Raw genomic sequence first — 20,967 nt, 5'->3', positions numbered from 1 at the left:
TCAACAGAGTCAAGAGCGACCCTAAAGCTTTGTCTCCAAAAAACGAAATCAAAAAAAACGTCTGGAATCATCAATAGGATCCAGACGTTTTTCCTTTTTTCTCTATTTGTTTTAGTTACTTGATGACTTCTTTTCCGCCCATGTATGGACGAAGAACTTCTGGTACGATGACCGTCCCGTCTTCCTGCTGGTAATTTTCAAGAATGGCTGCAACGGTACGACCGATGGCCAGGCCAGAACCATTCAACGTGTGTACAAATTCAGGCTTTCCTTTTTCTTCTCTACGGAAGCGGATGCCTGCACGGCGCGCCTGGAAATCTTCAAAATTAGAGCAAGAGCTGATTTCACGGTAGGTCTCCTGGCTCGGGATCCACACTTCAATGTCGTATTTCTTCGCTGCTGTAAATCCTAGATCTCCAGTGCACATGCTCATCACACGATAAGGAAGTTTCAACAGCTGAAGGACTTTTTCTGCATGTCCGGTCAGTTCTTCCAGAACATCATAAGACTCTTCCGGCTTTGCCAGCTGGACAAGCTCGACTTTATTGAATTGGTGCTGACGGATCAATCCTCTTGTATCACGACCGGCAGACCCTGCTTCAGAACGGAAATTCGTGCTGAAGGCTACGAACTTTTGTGGAAGGTCTTCAACAGATAGAATTTCTTCTCTGTGGAAGTTCGTTACAGGTACCTCAGCTGTTGGTACAAGGAAATAATCCCAGTCTTCAATTTTAAAAGCGTCTTCTTCGAATTTCGGTAATTGACCTGTTCCTGTCATCGCTGTGCGGTTAACCATTTGTGGTGGCAGCATTTCCTGATAGCCGTGTTCATCTGCATGCAGGTCCATCATGAAATTAAGTAACGCACGCTCTAAACGAGCACCTAGTCCTTTGTAGAAAACGAAGCGGCTTCCAGTAACCTTGGACGCTCTTTCGAAATCAAGGATGCCTAAATCTGTCGCTACATCCCAGTGAGGTTTAGCTTCGAAACCAAATGTCGGAATCTCTCCGTCTTTTCGTGCTTCGATATTGTCTTCTTCATCCCCACCGACAGGTACACTTTCGTGAGGGATGTTCGGGATAGATAATAGAAGTGTTTCGAGTTTCTCTTCTACTTCTTTCAGCTCTGTATCAAGCGTTTTTATGCGATCGCCGACTTCACGCATTTCTTTAATTTTATCATCCGCGTCTTCCTTCGCTTTTTTCAGCTGGGAGATTTCCTTGGAAACTTCATTACGCTTTGCTTTCAATTCTTCCGTTTCCTGAATCAGCTCACGGCGCTTGCTATCCAAATCGCCGAAGGCATCCAAGTCAGAAAGGTCTTCTCCCCGGTTTTGCAGTTTTCCTTTTACTTCATCAAAGTTCTGGCGTAAGTATTTCATGTCCAACATGTTTACTTCCTCCTTTATATACTCATTTCAATTGATTTGAAGCTAAACAAAAAGCTCCCGTCCCTAAATAAGGGACGAGAGCTTTGGTTTATGCTTCCCGCGATACCACCCAAGTTGAAGGTACATATGACCTTCCGGCTTCACTCATAACGGTGAGTACCGGTCTGACCTACTTCATTCAGTCAGACACTCGAGGATGGATTCACATGGCTTCTCCGTCAGTTCACACCAGCCACTGACTCTCTTTGAGAAGAAGGGACATGTTACTATTTCCTGTCATCGCGTTCAATTATGGTTTGTGTTACATAAGATTAGCGGATTCAGAATTATAATGCAAGTGTTTTTTTAGCTTCTTCTACCATTTTCACAAAATGGTCCGTTAAACGATGGTCGTCTGTCAATTCCGGATGGAAGGAACAGGCTAAATAGTGACCTTCTTGAGCGGCTACGATATGACCGTCGTAGCGTGCCAACACTTTCGTATTTTCTCCTACCCCTTCAATGTAAGGAGCACGGATGAATACGGCATTGAATCCTTCTGCCACACCTTCGATATCCAGATCGGCTTCAAAACTTTCTCGCTGACGCCCGAAAGCATTACGACGGACTTTGATATCCATGACCCCTAGATGGACGTCATAAGAACCATCGATTTCTGAAGCGAGTAAGATGAGCCCCGCACACGTACCGAAAATCGGGTTGCCGCTTTTTCCGAATTGTCGGATTGGCTCTAGAAACTCGTACTTATCGATCAGTCTGCGGATGGTCGTACTTTCTCCACCAGGGATAATCAAGCCATCGATCTCTTTCAGCTGTTCTGTTCTTTTGACGACGACGGCTTTGGCACCTGTCGCTTCGACAGAACGCACATGCTCACGGAAAGCGCCTTGAAGGCCTAATACACCGATTGTAGTCATGCTGCATTCTCCTTTATTTACTGGCTGCGATCCTGCATACGCTGTTCAGGAGTAAGGGTGGACATTTCCATCCCTTTCATGGCTGTTCCAAGACCTTTGGACAATTCACCAATCAACTTGTAATCGTCATAGTGAGTCGTTGCTTCAACAATTGCACGTGCAAACTTTTCAGGATTGTTGGATTTGAAAATACCAGATCCAACGAATACTCCGTCTGCTCCAAGCTGCATCATCAAGGATGCATCAGCAGGAGTTGCAATACCACCGGCAGCAAAGTTGACGACAGGCAGACGTCCTTCTTCACGGATCTCCATCAATAGATCGAATGGAGCGCCATTATCTTTTGCATAGACCATCACTTCATCTTCGGAAAGTCCGCGCAAATGACGGATTTGAGACTGAACCTGACGCATATGGCTGACAGCCTCTACAATGTTTCCTGTTCCTGGTTCGCCCTTCGTACGAAGCATGGATGCACCTTCACGGATGCGGCGTGTCGCTTCACCAAGGTTACGGCAGCCACATACGAATGGAACTGTGTACTCATCTTTTTTGATGTGATAGATTTCATCAGCTGGAGTAAGAACTTCACTCTCATCGATATAGTCAACGCCCATCGCTTCAAGGACGCGTGCTTCTGTAATATGCCCGATACGAGCTTTTGCCATAACTGGAATAGAAACGGCATTCATCACTTCTTCAACGATCGTAGGATCAGCCATACGAGCGACCCCGCCTGCTGCGCGGATGTCTGCTGGAACTCGTTCAAGAGCCATTACGGCTACTGCTCCTGCTTCTTCAGCGATTTTTGCTTGTTCTGCGTTTACGACGTCCATGATGACGCCACCTTTTTGCATTTCTGCCATGCCGCGTTTTACGCGATCCGTACCTGTTTGTGCCATGTTGATTCCTCCCTAACAGCTCTATAGTTTAAGCATTTTATTTCGAATCATAGATTCTTATCCTCTATTGTAACGCATTACTATATTAAATCCCACTGGTTATATAGGGATTTTTTCACCTAAAACCAGCCTTTAACCATATCGACCGCGCCTGTGAAGATATCACTGAAAAATTCACCGATGGCACCGAGGGTAAGCATGAACCAGTTTGCTTTTTCCACGCTGGAAGAAGTGACGATCTCGACGGTTTGTCCACCTTCAGAAAGGATATTTCCATAGTCTTCTTCCCCGTTGTATACAAGTTTCGCTGTCCCGACTTTCTGGCCTTTTTCTACAGGCGCGACAAGGTTACCTTCGTCATCCAACTGATCCTCAGAAATGTTGAACTGAATCTCATATTGATCTTCTTCTCCGCTTTTCAACAGTGTGCTTAAGGCTGCACTCGTTTCAATCGCTACTTCCTCTTCTTTTCCTTTTGCGACAGGAAGCGTCGACTTTTCTTCAGGAGTGGCTCCTGCTGCGAAAAGTTCCTGTCGTGAGAATTGATTGAAACCGTAGTCCAGCAGCTTCTCTGTTTGGTCGAAACGGGAGGCCCTGGATTCGGATTTCATGACGACTGAAATGAAGCGTTGTCCGTCTCGTTCTGCCGTCCCTGTAAATGTGTTTTGAGCAAGTTCTGTGTATCCTGTTTTCAATCCGTCCATACCTTCGTACTCGAACTGCTTCAAGTTCTGACCCGGCATGCCTGGAAGCATCCAGTTCCAGTTCGTCACGGTTTCTCCAGCAAATTCAAGTGTCGGTTTGCTTGAGATTTCAAGCGCTTCCGGATAGTCGTTCGTCAAATGGTAAGCGAGAAGCGCTGCAGATTTTGCAGAAAGCATGTTTGTTGCATCCGGATCTGTTCCTTCAGGATAGTTGTCTCCTAAATGAGAGTTATTCAATCCAGTAGAGTTTACGAAATCGTAATCAGGAAGACCCATTTCCGCTCCCTTTTCGTTCATCATTTGAACAAATTCAGCTTCACTGCCAGCAATCAATTCCGTAAGCGCAATAGTTGTTGCATTATCTGAATTAATTGCCATTGCTTCATAAAGTTCACGTACCGTATATTCTTCATCCAATCTCAGGCCAACTCCTGAAAATTCAGGATTCGCCGATATATCAAAAGCGTATTGACTAATTTGTGTTGTCGTATCCCAGCTGATTTGACCTTCCTCAATCGCTTCCATGACAAGATATTCAGTCATCATCTTCGTCATACTGGCAGGAGGTAATGTCAAATCTGCCTCTTTTTCAAATAAAATCTTCCCTGTTTCCGCGTCCACGAGTATTGCCGATTCTGCGCCAACATCTACGCTTGCGTATGTATGTCCAGGATTCATGGACACAGCAAAGAACCCCATAAGCAATGCCACCATCAAGGCCATAGATGTTTTTATTCTTTGTGTCACTTTCTCAACCTCCACCCTTAAAATATGCATCTTTGTTATTTTATCACATGCGTATATAAAAGAATAGACAGGGAAAAGTCCCTGTCTATCACTTTTTATACGGGTCAAACGGAGTAGTTTGGCGCTTCTTTTGTAATTTGAACATCATGTGGATGGCTCTCTCTTAAACCAGCCCCTGTAATTCTTGTGAATTGTGCGTCTGTACGTAAAGCACTGATGGTTGGTGTTCCACAATACCCCATACCCGAGCGGATACCTCCGAGAAGCTGATGGATGGAGTCTGCCAATGGTCCTTTATATGGCATGCGTCCTTCAATCCCTTCAGGCACAAGTTTCTTCGCTTCTTGGTCATTTTGGAAGTAACGATCTTTGGATCCGGATTCCATGGCACCGACAGATCCCATCCCCCGGTAGACTTTGAACCGGCGGCCTTGGAAGATTTCCGTTTCGCCAGGGCTTTCTGAAACACCGGCTAGTAAACTTCCGAGCATAACGGCATGTCCACCTGCAGCAAGAGCTTTCACGATGTCACCTGAATATTTGATTCCTCCGTCGGCAATGACCGGCTTATTGTATTTCTCCGCTTCCTTCGCACAGTCATAGACGGCAGTGATTTGAGGAACACCGACACCTGCAACGACACGGGTCGTACAAATCGATCCTGGTCCAATACCTACTTTTACAACGTCCGCCCCTGCTTCGATCAATTCGCGTGTCGCTTCTGCTGTCCCTACGTTTCCTGCAATGATATTCACTTTTGGATGACGGTCACGGATCCGCTTCACCTGATCAATCACACCCTGAGAGTGACCATGGGCGGTATCGACGACAAGAGCATCGACCCCTGCTTCCACTAATTTATCAATACGCGTCATCGCATCTGCCGTGACACCGACAGCTGCCGCACAGAGGAGACGACCTTGTTCATCTTTTGCTGATAATGGGAATTCGATCACTTTCTCTATATCTTTGATGGTGATCAATCCTTTGAGGATCCCATTGTTATCTACCATCGGTAGCTTTTCAATCTTATATTGCTGCAAGATTTTTTCTGCTTCATCCAGTGTCGTTCCTACAGGTGCTGTGACAAGGTTCTCACGGGTCATGACGTCACTTATTTTAATCGAATAATCTTCGATGAAACGGAGGTCACGGTTGGTGATGATTCCGACAAGTTTCTGTTCTTCCACAGTATTAACGATCGGCACACCGGAAATACGGAATTTCCCCATTAAATGTTCAGCATCAAATACTTGGTGTTCCGGAGTCAGAAAGAACGGGTTCGTAATGACGCCGCTTTCGGAGCGTTTCACTCGGTCGACATGTTCTGCTTGCTCTTCAATCGACATATTCTTATGAATGACGCCAAGTCCTCCTTGACGTGCCATACCGATCGCCATTTTAGCTTCCGTCACCGTATCCATTCCGGCACTGATGATCGGCATATTCAGACGTAATGTCGGAGATAATTCTGTTGCCAGCGAAACATCACGGGGCAAAACATCGGACTTAGCAGGCAAAAGTAGTACATCGTCAAACGTTAAACCTTCTTTTGTAAACTTGTCTTCACGCATGCTTGACCTCTCCTTTTCTTCTTAAAATAGTTTGGGTGAAAGTGGGTAAAATAAGTGGTATATTCTCGTAACACCATTTCTTATTGTTATTTACAATACGACAATGGTCGGGCTTTTTCAACCATAAAAAAATGGGGGAGAATTCCTTTTATGTTAGAAAGGAGGAACTTTCTTTGCACTCCACGGATCCGATTCTCACTTATCTTCAAGTGACCGCACATACAAGACCTTTTTTGTTTGCTTGTTATGAAAAGATCAATCATTCAAGAGCCGAACATCATGCTTACAATAATGCAGAACGGTTCATTCACGGTCTCAGCCTCGGTCAAGATTATTGGTCGACCGCTTTACATACACCCTTGAGTGTAAAGCCTCTTCTTTTTTATTATGGAATGAACCATTTCATCAAAAGCTGCCTGTTGACGGTTGATCCTGGATATCCTGCCACCGCAAAGGTTCTCGCCCATGGGCTGTCGACACGTAAAAGAAAAAAACAGCATTACCGTTTTTTAGAAGACGATATCCGTATTCAGCCGCACGGGTTATTCCCGCACGCAGCTGAGCATTTGTTTCAATTTTCTTCAGAAAAAACCAAGATATCCATGGATGAATTGCTCCGTCCCCTCCCTGGAATGGAAGAGCTGTTTCAACTGAAGAACCCGAGTCCTATCACCATTGAAGAAGAATGGCCTGAGCTGTTGGCGTATTTTGCTGTCCTTTATAACTTGAGTATGCTAGTGCGTTATGAAGGGGAATGGTGGGGAGAGATGGAGCAGATGAAAGATCGTGAGGATTATGTATTCATTGTACATTTTTTAAATTCAGCTGCGGAACGTATCCCGAAAATTTTCGCTTCCTGGCTTAAAGACCAGTTTGCATCCATTTCATGACGCAAACTGGTCTCTTTTTATTCATATACTTCTTCAATATGAAGGTCCAGCTGCTCTTTCAACGGGAGAATCTGTCCATCTTCAATGATTCGCACAAGCGGTCTTGTCGGGTTGGTTTTTTCAACGAAAATCACTTCTGCTTCGCGATGATCAGACAAACGGATTTGGGTCCCCGTAGAATAATTGGTCATTTCTTTAACTAAAGCGCTGATCACTTTATGATCATAGCGGCCGAACTGCTCCTGGAGGATTTCTTCGAGCACTTTATAAGGCGACTGTTTCCTCCGGTACATCCTCTCAGACGTCATGGCGTGGTACATATCACAGACAGCGATAATCTGGCTGAACGGATGGATTTTATTCTGACTGACTCCTAATGGATAACCTGTCCCATCCAATCGTTCATGATGCTGTAAAATAGCGACCTTTGCGTGGTTACTCAACGTAGATATTTTTTCTACGTTTCGGTAACTGTAGGTCGGATGGTTTTTCACCATCTCATACTCCCTCTCTGTTAAAGGGGCCTCTTTCCACGTAATTCGTTCACTGACTTTCGCCATCCCGCTATCAGCAAGAAGCCCGGCTAAACCGACTTGAATCCATTCACCGTAATTGTAGCCCATTTTCGACGCCACATAACTAGATAACAGCCCCATCGCTACACTGTGATGATAGATGTAATCTTTACTGGAGGTATAATGATGGAGCGAGAAAACTTCCCGCCCTGCAGAATCGACAGCTCTCTCAAGGAGGGGAACCATCACTTTGCGGATCTCACTGATGTTTAAAGGCGATCCACCTTGCCATGAAATGAACCATTTTTTATACTCCTGCACAGCAGCTAGGTAGGATTCGAAGAAAGGAAGATCAGGTTCCTCAGAACGCATCTCCTTATGTAGATCTTCTTGGTCTGTCGGCTTGGAAGCTATGAAAAGCGAACCGTCCGACCGACGATTGGAAACTTCAACAATATCAATTTTAAATTTCTTCAGTACATCAATATGGACGGGCTGAATGGTCGTATTTTTAGGCACGATCGGTCGATTCGTCCGACCCATGACGTCTTTCGTCAAGAGACAGCCCGGTTCCAATTGTGATGTAGCTACCCTCATGGCAACGAACCACCTTCCACTAGTTTCTTTTATGTAAAGATCTCTTGAATCTCAAATGATATTTATAGTTCTATATTACCATGAATATTTCAACAAAATAGCAAATATTGAAAAATTTAATGGATAAGTATGAATCTGTTCCTCCGCCCTATAAAAAAAGTCGCCTGCCGAAATAAATCGACAGGCGACGGATCATGGAAGTTTGCTTACTTATGATTCATCTGACTCTTCTTCTGTTGGTTCGTCTGATGTTTCTGCACTTTCTTCAGAAATCTCATCTTGAGATTCAGCTTCTTTTTCCAGCGCTTCTTCCACAAGTTCTTCTTCCTCTTTTTCAGACTCGACACGAGCAACGGTAGCGACTTCTTCACCTTCTCCAAGACGAATCAAGCGTACGCCCTGTGTGTTCCGTCCTGTTTCAGAAATACTTTCCATCGGCATACGGATTAAGACACCACTGGCAGTGATAATCATGATATCCTCTTCGCCATTGACGGCTTTCGTAGCGACGACTTTACCATTCTTATCTGTCAGATTACACGTAATGATTCCTTTACCACCACGGTTGGTAATTCGGTACTCGTCAGCTGGTGTGCGCTTTCCATAGCCTTTGCTTGTAACGGTGAGCACTTGCAGGGAATCGTCGAGGATTTCCATGGATACGACTTTGTCGTCTTCACGAAGGGAAATCCCTTTGACACCTGCGGCTGTACGTCCCATCGCACGGATTTGATCTTCATTGAAACGGATCAAGTAACCGTTCTGCGTGCCGATCATGATATCTTTCGTTCCATCTGTCAGTCGGACCGAAATCAGCTCATCATCTTCACGCAGTCCGAGAGCGATCAGACCGCCTTTTCGGATATTCGCGAATTGGGAGAGCGTTGTCCGCTTCGTGATTCCGTTCTTCGTTGTAAAGACGAGGTACCAGTCATCAACGAAATCTTCAACGGAGATCACAGCATTGATCCACTCATCACGTTCAACGTTCAACATGTTGATGATTGGAATTCCTTTAGCCGTTCGGCTGAATTCTGGTACTTCATAACCTTTAGCTTTGTATACTTTCCCTTTGTTTGAGAAGAAAAGCAGGGTATTGTGAGTCGACGTAGACAATAGGTGTTCGACGAAGTCTTCTTCGTGTGTTCCCATGCCCTGCACGCCTCGTCCACCTCTTCGCTGTGAACGGTAAGTGGATGCAGGAAGACGTTTGACATAGCCCTGGTGAGTGACCGTGACGATGACCGTTTCTTCAGGGATCAAGTCCTCATCCTCGATGAAGTCTGTTCCGCCAAGGACGATTTCTGTACGGCGCTTATCATTATAGCGCTCCTTCACATCAAGCAGTTCTTCACGGATGATTTCAAGAACTTTTTCATCGTCAGCAAGGATCGCTTTCAATTCTTGAATCAATTTCATGACTTCTTGATATTCATCCTCGATTTTTTCACGCTCTAAACCGGTCAATCGCTGCAGACGCATATCAAGAATCGCTTGTGCCTGCTTTTCAGAAAGACCGAAACGCTCCATCAAACCGGTACGTGCGATTTCAGTCGTTTGCGATTCACGAATAAGTGAAATCACTTCATCCAGGTGGTCAAGAGCAATACGCAGACCAGCGAGGATGTGAGCACGTGCTTCTGCTTTTCTAAGTTCGTATTCCGTACGGCGGCGAATGACGACTTTCTGGTGTTCCAAATAGTGCTCGAGGCACTGTTTCAAGTTGAGCACTTTCGGGTGCCCATTGACGAGCGCAAGCATATTGATGCCGAACGTTGATTGCAGGGCCGTCATTTTGTAAAGGTTGTTGAGAAGGACGTTCGGATTGACGTCACGGCGCAATTCTATGACGATACGCATGCCGTTACGGTCCGATTCATCGCGGAGATCTGTGATGCCATCGATTTTCTTATCGCGGGCAAGATCGGCGATTTTTTCAACGAGACGGGCTTTGTTCACCTGATAAGGAAGCTCGTGCACGATTAAACGGCCTTTGCCGTTGGCTTGTTCTTCAATTTCAACATCTGCACGAACAGTGATCGAGCCTTTCCCTGTTTCATAGGCTTTGCGAATTCCACTTAAGCCGAGAATTTTACCAGCTGTCGGGAAATCAGGACCATAGATATGGTTTTCCATCAGTTCCTGGATGGTAATCTCCGGGTCCTTACTAAGAGCGAGTACTGCATCAATAACCTCACCAAGCTGATGCGGGGGGATGTTCGTCGCCATTCCGACCGCAATTCCTGAACCGCCATTGACGAGCAAGTTCGGGAATTTGGCTGGAAGCACTGCAGGCTCCCGCTCTGTTCCATCGTAGTTATCATTATAATCGATCGTATCTTTGTTGATGTCGCGCAGAATCTCCATAGAAATTTTGGACATCCGTGCTTCCGTATAACGCATGGCGGCTGCGGCATCTCCGTCCACAGAACCGAAGTTTCCGTGTCCATCGACGAGCATGTATCGGTAGTTGAAGTCCTGTGCCATACGCACCATCGTGTCATAGACAGCAGAGTCTCCGTGAGGGTGATACTTACCGATGACTTCTCCGACAATACGTGCCGATTTTTTGTAAGCTTTGTCCGAATGCATACCAAGGTCATGCATCGCATATAATATCCTTCTGTGTACAGGTTTCAGGCCGTCTCTGACATCAGGAAGGGCACGGGCTACGATGACACTCATCGCATAATCCAGGAATGAGGTGCGCATTTCGTGACTGATGTTTACTTCCTGTACGCGCGGACGTTCGGGTTGATCCACCATTCTTTTACCTCCTAGTTACCTAAAAGGGGAAAGGATATGTTCGTCTCCCTTCCCACTCTTTCATGACATTCGTTTTATATTAAACATCAAGGTTTTGTACATATTGGGCGTTCTCTTGAATAAAGTTACGACGCGGTTCGACTTTGTCTCCCATAAGAATATCGAAGGTTTCATCCGCCCCCATCGCATCCTCTAAGCTGACCTGAAGCATCGTTCTCGTTTCAGGGTCCATCGTCGTTTCCCAAAGCTGTTCCGGGTTCATCTCTCCAAGACCCTTGTAGCGCTGAACGCCAGGTTTCGGTGATTTGGACAGCTCTGCAAGCTTCGCATCCAGCTGCTTATCACTGTACGTGTAATAAATCGCTTTTCCTTGCTGGATTTTATAAAGCGGCGGCTGAGCGATATAGATATAGCCATGTTCAATCAATGGACGCATATAACGATAGAAGAACGTCAATAGTAAAGTACGGATGTGTGCACCATCGACGTCGGCATCGGTCATGATGACGATCTTATGATAACGTGCCTTTGAAATATCGAACTCTTCACCGATTCCTGTACCAAGGGCTGTAATGATGGCACGGACTTCGTTGTTGGAAAGGATTTTATCCAAGCGTGCTTTTTCAACGTTGATGATTTTACCGCGCAATGGCAGAATCGCCTGGAAATGACGATCCCGTCCCTGCTTAGCAGATCCTCCGGCAGAGTCACCCTCAACAATGTAAAGTTCAGAGATGTTGGCATCTTTGGAAGAACAGTCCGCTAATTTACCTGGCAGGTTGGAAACCTCAAGTGCATTTTTACGGCGCGTCAGTTCACGTGCTTTCTTTGCGGCCATTCTTGCTCTTGAAGCCATCAATCCTTTTTCAACAATCGTTTTAGCCATGTTCGGATTTTCAAAAAGGAACTTTGTGAAACGTTCCGAGAACAGAGAGTCCGTAACGGTACGTGCTTCACTGTTGCCGAGTTTCGTCTTTGTCTGCCCTTCGAACTGCGGGTCCGGATGTTTGATTGAGATGATCGCTGTCAAACCTTCCCTGACATCGTCTCCTGTCAAATTCGGATCCGTCTCCTTGAACATGTTGTTTTTACGTGCATAGTCGTTGATCACACGTGTCAAACCGGTCTTGAAACCGGATTCGTGCGTTCCGCCTTCGTACGTATGGATGTTGTTAGCATAGGAATAAATATTACTCGCGAATCCATCGTTGTACTGCATGGCGATTTCAATAGAAATCTCATCTTGTTCATCCTCGATGAAGAAGGCATCATGCAGGGTTTCGCGCGTGCGGTTCATGTGTTCGACATAGGAAAGGATTCCGCCTTCGAAATAGTAATTCACAGGCTCTTCATCCGTACGTTTATCTTCAATCGTGATGGTAAGACCCTTGTTTAGAAAAGCGAGCTCACGCAAACGATTAGCAAGAATCTCAAACTTATATTCCTCTGTCTCTGAGAAAATTTCAGGGTCTGGTTTGAATTGGATGCGTGTTCCTGTCTGATCAGTTTCTCCGATCACCTTCAAGTCTTCTTCTGGAACACCACGGTGATAAGCCTGGTAATGAATGTTTCCATCACGGTGGACGAACACTTCTAGTTTTGTAGATAAGGCGTTTACGACGGATGCCCCTACACCATGGAGCCCTCCGGATACCTTATATCCGCCCCCGCCGAACTTACCTCCGGCGTGAAGAACGGTCAGAATGACTTCAACAGCGGGACGTCCCGTTTTCTCCTGGATCCCGACAGGAATACCACGGCCGTTATCGGTAACGGTAATGCTGTTGTCTTTTTCGATCGCGACTTGAATATGATCGCAAAAACCGGCCATCGCTTCATCGATACTGTTATCGACGATTTCCCATACGAGGTGGTGAAGGCCTTTTTCGTTCGTAGAACCAATATACATTCCTGGACGTTTTCTTACCGCTTCTAATCCTTCCAGTACCTGTATTTGACTCTCATCATATGCCTGCTGCTCTTCGATAATATCTTCCTTCATGGTACTCACCTACATTTCTCAAGTGGTTTATCTCTAATCCCTTACGTCTCTCATCTATCGGTATATTAAAAATCGGACTCTTCCGAGAAATCTTCCAGTTTATTCAGTGTTGTCATCATGTTCGCCCGCTTCTTCAATGTATAGACAGATAGTGGGCTGAAATAGATGACATCATTCGTAATTACAATCGCTTTCGCCTGGTGGTCTTCCGTTTCAATGACCTGCTTTTCCTTACGTTGGTTATGAATCATTTCTTCGATGATAGAAGAAGATGAAATCAAACTATGATCAATGATCGCCACGACATCCTTCGACTGGATGACGTGATCATCCCCGATATGAATGAACAATTCGCCACCTCATTTCTCTACGTCTATCGTTCCTTCTTTCACACGGAAAATCTCCGCTTGTTCCAGTGCTTCGTGTTCAATTCCGTCGATACTCGTTGTAGAAACGAACGTCTGGACTTTTCCTTGAATCGTATGAAGCAAATGCGATTGTCTAAAGTCATCCAGTTCACTAAGTACGTCATCAAGAAGCAAAATGGGGTATTCGCCTACTTCACTATGAATCAGTTCAATTTCAGCGAGTTTCAAAGACAATGCCGTCGTCCGCTGCTGGCCCTGTGATCCATACGTTTGGACGTCTTTTCCGTTCACGTAAAAAACCAGATCATCCCTGTGTGGTCCTGCCAACGTCGTCCCGCGTTCCACTTCTTTTGATTCAATTTCTGCAAACTTTTCAGAGAATGTATCTTTTATTGTTTCCAAATTCATATCCTCTGATACTCGCACACTCGCATCATAAGCAATTTCCAGTTTCTCCAACTGCCGACTGATTCCTTCGTGGATCGGTGTCGCCCATGACCTAAGAAGCTGCAGGAATTTGAACCGGCGTTCGACAATCGTCGTTGCATGTTCAATCAGCTGCTCTGTCAAAACACCGAGCATCGTCCGGTCCGCTCCCGGCTTTCGCTGCAAATCTTTCAACAGATGATTGCGTTGTCTGAGAATCTTCTGATATTGACCTAAATGATAAATGTATGTGGGTTGTATTTGGCCGATTTCCATGTCAATAAACCGACGACGCACCTGAGGGCTCCCCTTCACAAGATTGAGATCCTCAGGTGCAAACATCACCACGTTCAAAGCGCCGATGTAGTCGCTCAGACGCTTTTGCTCAATATGATTCAATTTCGCTTTTTTCCCCTTTTTAGAAACGATGATTTCAAGAGGAAAGCGACGATTCCGTTTAAAGATACTCCCTTTTATTTTACCATACTCTGCATCCCACTGTATCAGTTCTTTATCTCTGGACGTACGATGGGACCTAGTAAAAGCGAGTACATAGATCGCTTCCATCAGATTGGTTTTTCCCTGGGCATTTTCACCAATGATGACATTGATCTTATGGTCGAACGTCAATGAGAGCTCATCATAGTTCCTGAAAGAACGTAATGATAACTCATGGATATACATAGAGGAACGCCTGACCTAAGCTTCTTTGACGACAGTGAAGCTGCCGAATTCTTCAACTTCTACTGTATCGCCCACATACAGTTTGCGGCCACGACGATTGTCAGGTTCTCCGTTTACGTAAACTTCAAATTCCGACAAGAAAACTTTCACCATTCCACCAGATTCGACAATATTGGCTAATTTCAAAAACTTCCCTAATGGAATATATTCTGTACTGATACCGATCTCTTCGTTCATATCATTTCACCCTATTTCATGAATTCACCTATCTTTCATTTTACTAAAGATAGATGTGTAAGGAAAGTGTGAGACAACGAAACAGGTCTGTATGCCTCTTTCATATCTTGTTTAGTGACATTTCAACCTTCTTATTGCCCCATTCTTCCATCATTCGCTCATTTTCATTTTTCTTTGTCCTCACCAATAAACTTAGGTACCTAAGTATCTAGTGCTGTAAAAACGAACAGTTATTAACAAAGTCATCGCTTCCTTGAAATTCCAAAGGATGATACATAAAAATCTGACCAATAAGAAAAGGTGCTCTATGCAAAACATAAAGCACCTTTTTACCTTTACCTTTTTCGGAGATTTAATAAGTTCTGACTGGAAGAATCAACTGTAAAATCTGGTCGTCATCGACAGGGCGAATCAAGAATGGGCGCATCGCTCCTGTAAATTCGACCTTCACCTGGTCATAATCGACCGCTTTCAGTGCATCCATCATGTATTTGGCACTGAAAGATATTTTCAGATCTTCTCCATCGACATCAGTCGCCATCACTTCTTCGACAACATTCCCTACTTCCGGGGAATTCCCTGTGATTTCAAGATGATTGTCTTCTTTTGTAATCAAACGAACAACATTGTTGCGATTCTCTTTCGCGAGAAGAGATGCGCGATCTACTGATTGCAGCAATTCCTTCGTGTCAATTTTGACGATCGTTTTGCTTTGTTCAGGAATCAGACGAGAAGTTTCCGGATAATTGCCCTCAAGCAAGCGGGAAAGGAAGTACAGGTGTTTCGTACGGAATAAGACTTGATTTTCTGTCACACTGACTTCAATCGTATCTTCGGAATCATCAAGAATTTTGTTTAATTCCGTCAAACTTTTACCAGGAATGACTACAGCCGGTAAAGATTTTCCTTCTGGTTGTTCCAAAGGAATTTTACGTGAAGCTAACCTATGGCTGTCGGTCGCAATGAATTCCAGTCTTCCGTCATCAAGTTTTACATGAACACCCGTCAGGATCGGTCTTGTTTCAGAAGTCGATACCGCAAAAACGGTCTGGCGGATTAAATTTTTTAAAAGGTCAATCGGCAGTTCAAAACTATCTTCTGTATGAAGTTGCGGAAGTTGTGGGTATTCTTCTGGATCTTGGCCATTCAAATGAAATTCTGCATTTCCAGAACGTATCGTGACATTACGAGTATGGTCACTTTCTATTTCTACAGTATTTTGAGGGAGCTTACGGACAATATCAGGGAAATACTTGGCCTGAAGAACGATGCTTCCCGGTTCAATATTTTCTACATAAACAATACCGTCTTCTTCACTAGGAATGAAAGATTCAATAGAGATATCTGAATCACTACCTGTTAATTTGATTCCTTCTTCACTCGCTTCGAGTTTCATTCCTGTAAGAATTGGAATCGTGGTTCTGGAAGAGATGGCTTTCATGACGTTTTGGACACTATTGATCAATTGATCCCTTTGGATAACGAATTTCATTTTGAATACACTCCTCCTACTTGAGCATATATTAATTATTTTTATATAAAATGTAGTAATAGTACTAGTATGGGCTGTGGAAATGTGGATAACAAGGTTAAACGTTTATTTTATAAGGTTATCCACATGTGGATAGGGTGTTGACGAACGTGCAATCACTATTCACATTATCCACTAGTGAGATTTTAACTGTTCTCTGATTTCATCCAATTCTTTTTGCAGCTGTTGATCATCGGCAACCATTTTTGAAATTTTTTCGTGAGCATGAATGACCGTTGTATGATCGCGTCCTCCAAACTCTTCCCCAATCTTCGGCAATGAGAAATCTGTCAGTTCCCTGGATAGATACATGGCAATCTGTCTTGGAAAGGCGACGGATTTTGTCCGTTTCTTCGCTGGGAAATCTTCCAGTCTCACATTATATTTTTCTCCGACCATTTCCTGAATGGCTTCAATTGTAATGACCTTAGGTTTTGAGCTAGGAATGATATCTTTCAAAGCTTCTGCCGCAAGTGATGCGTTGATATCACTATTAATTAAAGAAGAATAGGCAACGACACGGATCAGCGCACCTTCAAGTTCGCGGATGTTTGTATCGATTTGATTGGCGATATAAAGCATCACCTCGTTCGGGATATCGAGTCCTTCCGCTTTTGCCTTTTTACGAAGGATCGCGATTCTTGTTTCTAAATCAGGCGGTGTGATGTCTGTGATCAGGCCCCATTCAAAACGTGAACGCAGACGGTCTTCCAGTGTCGGAATTTCTTTTGGCGGACGGTCACTGGAAATGACAATCTGCTTGCTTTCTTCATGAAGTGTATTGAACGTATGGAAGAACTCTTCCTGTGTTTGTTCTTTTCCTGCAAGGAATTGTATATCATCTATTAAAAGCACGTCGACACTACGGTATTTATTTCGGAAATTGACGGCCTTGTTGTCTCTAATGGAATTAATGAATTCGTTCGTAAACTTTTCCGATGATAGATACACCACTTTGGCATTCGGATTATGATCGAGTACATAGTGTCCGATCGCATGCATCAGGTGCGTTTTACCAAGCCCGACGCCACCATAGATAAACAATGGGTTATAGGCTTTGGCTGGTGCTTCTGCCACAGCTAGAGAAGCAGCATGAGCGAAACGGTTGCCTGAACCGATAACAAAGGTATCGAATGTATATTTGGAATTCAGCATGCTTTGTGGTGATTCTTCGTTTCCATTGTTTTTTACATTCGGTACTTTTTTAGAGGATAGTTTCACATCTTCTAGTGAGTCGTCTTTAGATTCCGGAATAATGAACTTTGTATCAAGTTTCGCCCCTGTCACTTCATATAAAGTTTCGGTAATCAAGCTCTCATATTGATTTTCAAGCCAATCTCTGGCGAATTCATTCGGAGCAACGATCGTCAGCGTATTTTCATTCAAAGAATCTGCTTTGGTTGCTTTCAGCCATGTTTCAAAGCTCGGTTTGCTGATTTTTTCTTTAATCTGCTCGAGCGTATTGTTCCATAATTCATTGATGTTCTCCAAATTGTTTCACCCCTCTCTGTTTCAGTGGAAAACAAAAAAACCTTTCGTTCTCTTTTTCGAACGTAGCAAAAGGATCGAAAGGCATTCGTATAAGGTTTGTATAATAGATGTCGTTAAAAAACCTCTGATCGGATGTGGATGTCCGGAAGTTGATTTTACTAGAGTTCTAGAAAGTTATTTTCAATATCCACACTCTTGTGCATAACTACATAAACAGCCGTGTTAATAACTGTCCACACGTTATCCACAATCTGTGGAAAAGATTTGTGGTCTTCAGAAGTCATTCACGGTTAAACACAAATATAATACCAGATAAAAAAGGCAGTTGCAATGGTTCACGATAACTTATCCACAATTTCAACGCCTTGTAGACAAAACTCATCCACAACACTATATTTTGTGATTTTCTTGTCGATATTTGTTGTGGACAGTAGAAAACGCAGGTTTAAATTATACACAGATCCTGTGAATGTTCGCCAGGGGGAGATTTTGTTCGCTTATTTTAGACAGCTGTTTTCACTTGTTATAGTACAGGTCTGTTATATAACGGGTGTGATCTTCACGGGTCTAGTCGTAAAATAAAAGTTGACAAAAAGCAAGGGGATTTATTATACTAATCGGGACTGCCTTTTAGATGTATTATTGGAATTTTCCTCAGGAGGTGTATATATAATGAGTAAACGCACGTTTCAACCAAATAACCGTAAGCGTAAAAAAGTACACGGCTTCCGTGCACGTATGAGCACTAAGAACGGTCGTCATGTTCTTGCACGCCGTCGTCGTAAAGGAAGAAAAGTTCTATCAGCATAGGCCACTGAAAACAATCAGTGGTCTTTTTTTCAGTATAATGGTCAAAAGAGGGGGCGGATCTTCGTCCCTCTTTTGTTTTTTAGAGAAAAGATGAGCGTAGAATTCTTTGTTCATTCTTTTATAGATTTTTGATCGCCTAAAAAGGTGAGAGCAGGATAAAAAGAGATGTTTTTCTACATAATGTAAAAGATCTCTTACTGGGAGAATAGTGGAAGGCAAAACGGTCTGCCCAAGCCACCTTGTTTGTGATTTTGGAGGGTGTTCGATGAAAAAAGCTTATCGTATTAAAAAAAATGAAGACTTTCAAAAGGTTTTTCGTCGCGGGCAGTCGTTCGCCAATCGCCAGTTGGTCCTTTATTATATGAAAAAGGAAGATCAATCCCATTTTCGAATTGGTTTATCGGTCAGCAAGAAAATTGGTCATGCGGTCATGCGGAACCAGATCAAGCGGTATCTCAGGCAAGCCTTTCATGAACTGGAGGAAGAGATCCACCCGGATTACGACCTTGTCATCATTGCACGGAAACCGACGAACCAAATGGAATTTCATGAGATAAAGAAAAGCCTGACCCATGTATTATCACGGTCAAAGCTATTAAATAAAAAAATTCGCACGTAATCATATAGAATTATGGTGTCAACTAATGCTAAACTTATGATTGTCGTAAAGTCATTCATCGGTTTGTATAAAAAAAGATAGAAGAGCGATTTCAGTAAGGAGGAAGGAACGTTGCGGAATAAATTACTCATCCTGGTCGCGATGACAGGTGTGCTTACGTTCCTATCCGGGTGTATGGAAGTCAACCAAGAGATCACCTCGGATAGTACAGGATTTTGGAATGAATATATTGTATATCCATTATCACAAACATTGTTGTTTTTCGCTGATGCTACGAATGGAAGTTACGGATTGGCGATTATCATCGTAACCATCATCATTCGTCTCCTGCTTTTACCATTGAACGTCAAACAATTGAAAAGTTCAAAAGCGATGCAGGATATTCAGCCGGAATTGAAAGAACTGAGAGAAAAGTATTCTTCCAAAGATGCTCAGACACAACAAAAGCTTCAACAAGAAACGATGCAGCTTTTCCAGAAAAACGGTGTCAATCCACTCGCGGGTTGTTTGCCAATCATCGTTCAAATGCCGATTTTGATTGGTTTCTATCATGCAATTATGAGAACAGAAGCTGTTCAAACTCATAACTTCTTATGGTTAGAGCTTGGACAAGCGGATCCGTTCTTAGCGATTCTGACAGCAGCAACAACTTTCCTGCAGCAAAAATTGATGATGGCTGGAGGAGCGGCTGCACAGAACCCGCAAATGCAAATGATGCTTTATATCATGCCGTTAATGATCGGTACATTCGCATTCTTCTTCCCATCTGCCCTTGCGTTGTACTGGATTGTCGGTAACATTGTCATGATTCTTCAAACCATTTTCATTCGTAAACCAATGATGAAAGATGAGACAGGAGGAGCAAACTAGTGAAGCAATGGACTGCTACGGGGACCACAGTTGATGAGGCGATCCAAACAGCACTAGAGCAATTACACACATCAAGAGATCAAGTCGATGTCGAGATCATTGATGAAGGTAAAAAAGGATTTCTCGGTTTTGGTACGAAACCATCGATTGTAAAAGTAACGATCAAGAAAAATCCAGTGCAGGACGTCGAAACATTCATCTATGAAGTAGCAGAACAAATGGGCGCTCCTGTCCAGGTGAAAACAGAGCTCCGTCAGCGCGACATTTATATGGAGCTTGAAGGTGACAAGATTGCGATGCTGATTGGTAAACGCGGCCAAACATTGAATTCACTTCAATACTTGGCTCAGCTCGTTGTGAATCGCGAGTCCGATGTCTTCTATACCGTCATGTTAGACGCAGAAGGCTATCGTGGTCGAAGGAAAGAAACCTTAGAAAATCTCGCCAATCGATTAGCTGAAAAAGCGGTACGGACCAATCAGGAAGTGAAGCTTGAGCCGATGCCGTCGTATGAAAGAAAAATCATACACAGTGCGCTGCAAAACCATAAAAAAGTCGAAACGGATTCTGACGGAAATGACCCCCGCAGACACGTCGTCATTCGACCTCAATAATGTTTTTTATCATGCTTCTGTTCATCTCACATGAACAGAAGCATTTTTTATGGATTCCTAAATCAACAAACGCTCGCGATTGCGGGATCTCTCATACCTCCTTTCTCCCACGGGAGTCTCGCAGCTTTCCAACCACCCCATTGGATATAGGGGAGAAACGAACCCCTTTACCAAGTTGAGTGGTCTTCCACTATTCCTCTGTTGGAAGTATAGAGCGTTCTGTATCAAGCTTTTACGATCTGTGGAGCGTTTTATATAATCCACTTCCTTCAATCATACGAGCTGACCATTTAGAAGTGGTTTCAAGAATCTT

Annotated in this window: 18 protein-coding genes and 1 other annotated feature; of the genes, 5 read left to right on the top strand and 13 right to left on the bottom strand. The window is 43.9% G+C overall.

Annotated features, from left to right (window positions below):
• Positions 1–115 precede the first annotated feature (115 nt).
• From serS to guaB, 5 genes are all read right to left on the bottom strand, one after another.
• Complete coding sequence (gene serS, locus BLS23_RS01560) at positions 116–1,390, bottom strand: serine--tRNA ligase (RefSeq protein ID WP_089650752.1); 1,275 nt, start codon at positions 1,388–1,390, stop codon at positions 116–118.
• 67 nt (positions 1,391–1,457) lie between these two features.
• Positions 1,458–1,679 (bottom strand) — a binding site (T-box leader).
• A 37-nt stretch (positions 1,680–1,716) separates the two neighbouring features.
• On the bottom strand, positions 1,717–2,307 hold the full coding sequence (pdxT, locus tag BLS23_RS01555) for a pyridoxal 5'-phosphate synthase glutaminase subunit PdxT (RefSeq protein ID WP_089650751.1): 591 nt from the start codon (positions 2,305–2,307) through the stop codon (positions 1,717–1,719).
• A 17-nt stretch (positions 2,308–2,324) separates the two neighbouring features.
• A complete protein-coding gene (gene pdxS, locus BLS23_RS01550; protein WP_089650750.1) occupies positions 2,325–3,209 on the bottom strand; it encodes a pyridoxal 5'-phosphate synthase lyase subunit PdxS in 885 nt (294 codons plus the stop codon).
• 119 nt (positions 3,210–3,328) lie between these two features.
• The gene (locus BLS23_RS01545) at positions 3,329–4,660 is read right to left on the bottom strand and encodes a serine hydrolase (protein ID WP_374189702.1); all 1,332 of its coding nucleotides are present in this window, start codon (positions 4,658–4,660) and stop codon (positions 3,329–3,331) included.
• A gap of 104 nt (positions 4,661–4,764) precedes the next feature.
• Positions 4,765–6,234: an IMP dehydrogenase gene (gene guaB, locus BLS23_RS01540; protein ID WP_089650749.1), complete on the bottom strand. Its 1,470-nt coding sequence runs from the start codon at positions 6,232–6,234 to the stop codon at positions 4,765–4,767.
• A 173-nt stretch (positions 6,235–6,407) separates the two neighbouring features.
• On the opposite strand from guaB, the gene BLS23_RS01535 reads away from it, so the two are divergent.
• Entirely contained in the window at positions 6,408–7,124 is a 717-nt protein-coding gene (locus BLS23_RS01535) for a YaaC family protein (RefSeq protein ID WP_089650748.1), read from the top strand.
• 17 nt (positions 7,125–7,141) lie between these two features.
• Here the strand turns inward: BLS23_RS01535 and BLS23_RS01530 are convergent, their stop codons facing one another.
• From BLS23_RS01530 to dnaA, 8 genes are all read right to left on the bottom strand, one after another.
• Positions 7,142–8,236 carry an HD-GYP domain-containing protein gene (locus BLS23_RS01530; RefSeq protein ID WP_089650747.1) on the bottom strand — a complete coding sequence of 365 codons (1,095 nt, stop codon included), beginning with the start codon at positions 8,234–8,236 and terminating at the stop codon, positions 7,142–7,144.
• 210 nt (positions 8,237–8,446) lie between these two features.
• Positions 8,447–11,002, bottom strand: a complete 2,556-nt coding sequence (gyrA, locus tag BLS23_RS01525; RefSeq protein ID WP_089650746.1) for a DNA gyrase subunit A — start codon at positions 11,000–11,002, stop codon at positions 8,447–8,449.
• Positions 11,003–11,081: 79 nt separating this feature from the next.
• Complete coding sequence (gyrB, locus tag BLS23_RS01520) at positions 11,082–13,004, bottom strand: DNA topoisomerase (ATP-hydrolyzing) subunit B (protein WP_089650745.1); 1,923 nt, start codon at positions 13,002–13,004, stop codon at positions 11,082–11,084.
• Between the two features lie 65 nt (positions 13,005–13,069).
• A complete protein-coding gene (gene remB / locus BLS23_RS01515; RefSeq protein ID WP_089650744.1) occupies positions 13,070–13,354 on the bottom strand; it encodes an extracellular matrix regulator RemB in 285 nt (94 codons plus the stop codon).
• A gap of 9 nt (positions 13,355–13,363) precedes the next feature.
• Complete coding sequence (gene recF / locus BLS23_RS01510; protein ID WP_089650743.1) at positions 13,364–14,482, bottom strand: DNA replication/repair protein RecF; 1,119 nt, start codon at positions 14,480–14,482, stop codon at positions 13,364–13,366.
• Between the two features lie 15 nt (positions 14,483–14,497).
• On the bottom strand, positions 14,498–14,719 hold the full coding sequence (gene yaaA / locus BLS23_RS01505; protein WP_089650742.1) for a S4 domain-containing protein YaaA: 222 nt from the start codon (positions 14,717–14,719) through the stop codon (positions 14,498–14,500).
• 352 nt (positions 14,720–15,071) lie between these two features.
• Entirely contained in the window at positions 15,072–16,211 is a 1,140-nt protein-coding gene (dnaN, locus tag BLS23_RS01500) for a DNA polymerase III subunit beta (RefSeq protein WP_089650741.1), read from the bottom strand.
• A gap of 174 nt (positions 16,212–16,385) precedes the next feature.
• Complete coding sequence (gene dnaA, locus BLS23_RS01495; RefSeq protein ID WP_089650740.1) at positions 16,386–17,741, bottom strand: chromosomal replication initiator protein DnaA; 1,356 nt, start codon at positions 17,739–17,741, stop codon at positions 16,386–16,388.
• 672 nt (positions 17,742–18,413) lie between these two features.
• Here dnaA and rpmH point away from each other — a divergent pair.
• From rpmH to jag, 4 genes are all read left to right on the top strand, one after another.
• Positions 18,414–18,551: a 50S ribosomal protein L34 gene (gene rpmH, locus BLS23_RS01490; protein ID WP_089650739.1), complete on the top strand. Its 138-nt coding sequence runs from the start codon at positions 18,414–18,416 to the stop codon at positions 18,549–18,551.
• A 265-nt stretch (positions 18,552–18,816) separates the two neighbouring features.
• A complete protein-coding gene (gene rnpA / locus BLS23_RS01485; RefSeq protein ID WP_089650738.1) occupies positions 18,817–19,170 on the top strand; it encodes a ribonuclease P protein component in 354 nt (117 codons plus the stop codon).
• Between the two features lie 111 nt (positions 19,171–19,281).
• Positions 19,282–20,040: a YidC family membrane integrase SpoIIIJ gene (spoIIIJ, locus tag BLS23_RS01480; protein WP_089650737.1), complete on the top strand. Its 759-nt coding sequence runs from the start codon at positions 19,282–19,284 to the stop codon at positions 20,038–20,040.
• Positions 20,040–20,654 (top strand): RNA-binding cell elongation regulator Jag/EloR, encoded by a 615-nt coding sequence (gene jag, locus BLS23_RS01475; RefSeq protein ID WP_089650736.1) that lies wholly within the window; start codon positions 20,040–20,042, stop codon positions 20,652–20,654. Before spoIIIJ ends, jag begins: the two co-directional genes overlap by 1 nt.
• The last annotated feature ends 313 nt before the right edge of the window (positions 20,655–20,967 follow it).

The sequence above is a fragment of the Halobacillus aidingensis genome (assembly GCF_900104185.1).
Lineage (GTDB): Bacteria > Bacillota > Bacilli > Bacillales > Halobacillaceae > Halobacillus > Halobacillus aidingensis.
Note: the sequence above shows the minus strand (reverse complement) of the source record. Positions and strands in the feature narration are given on the sequence as shown.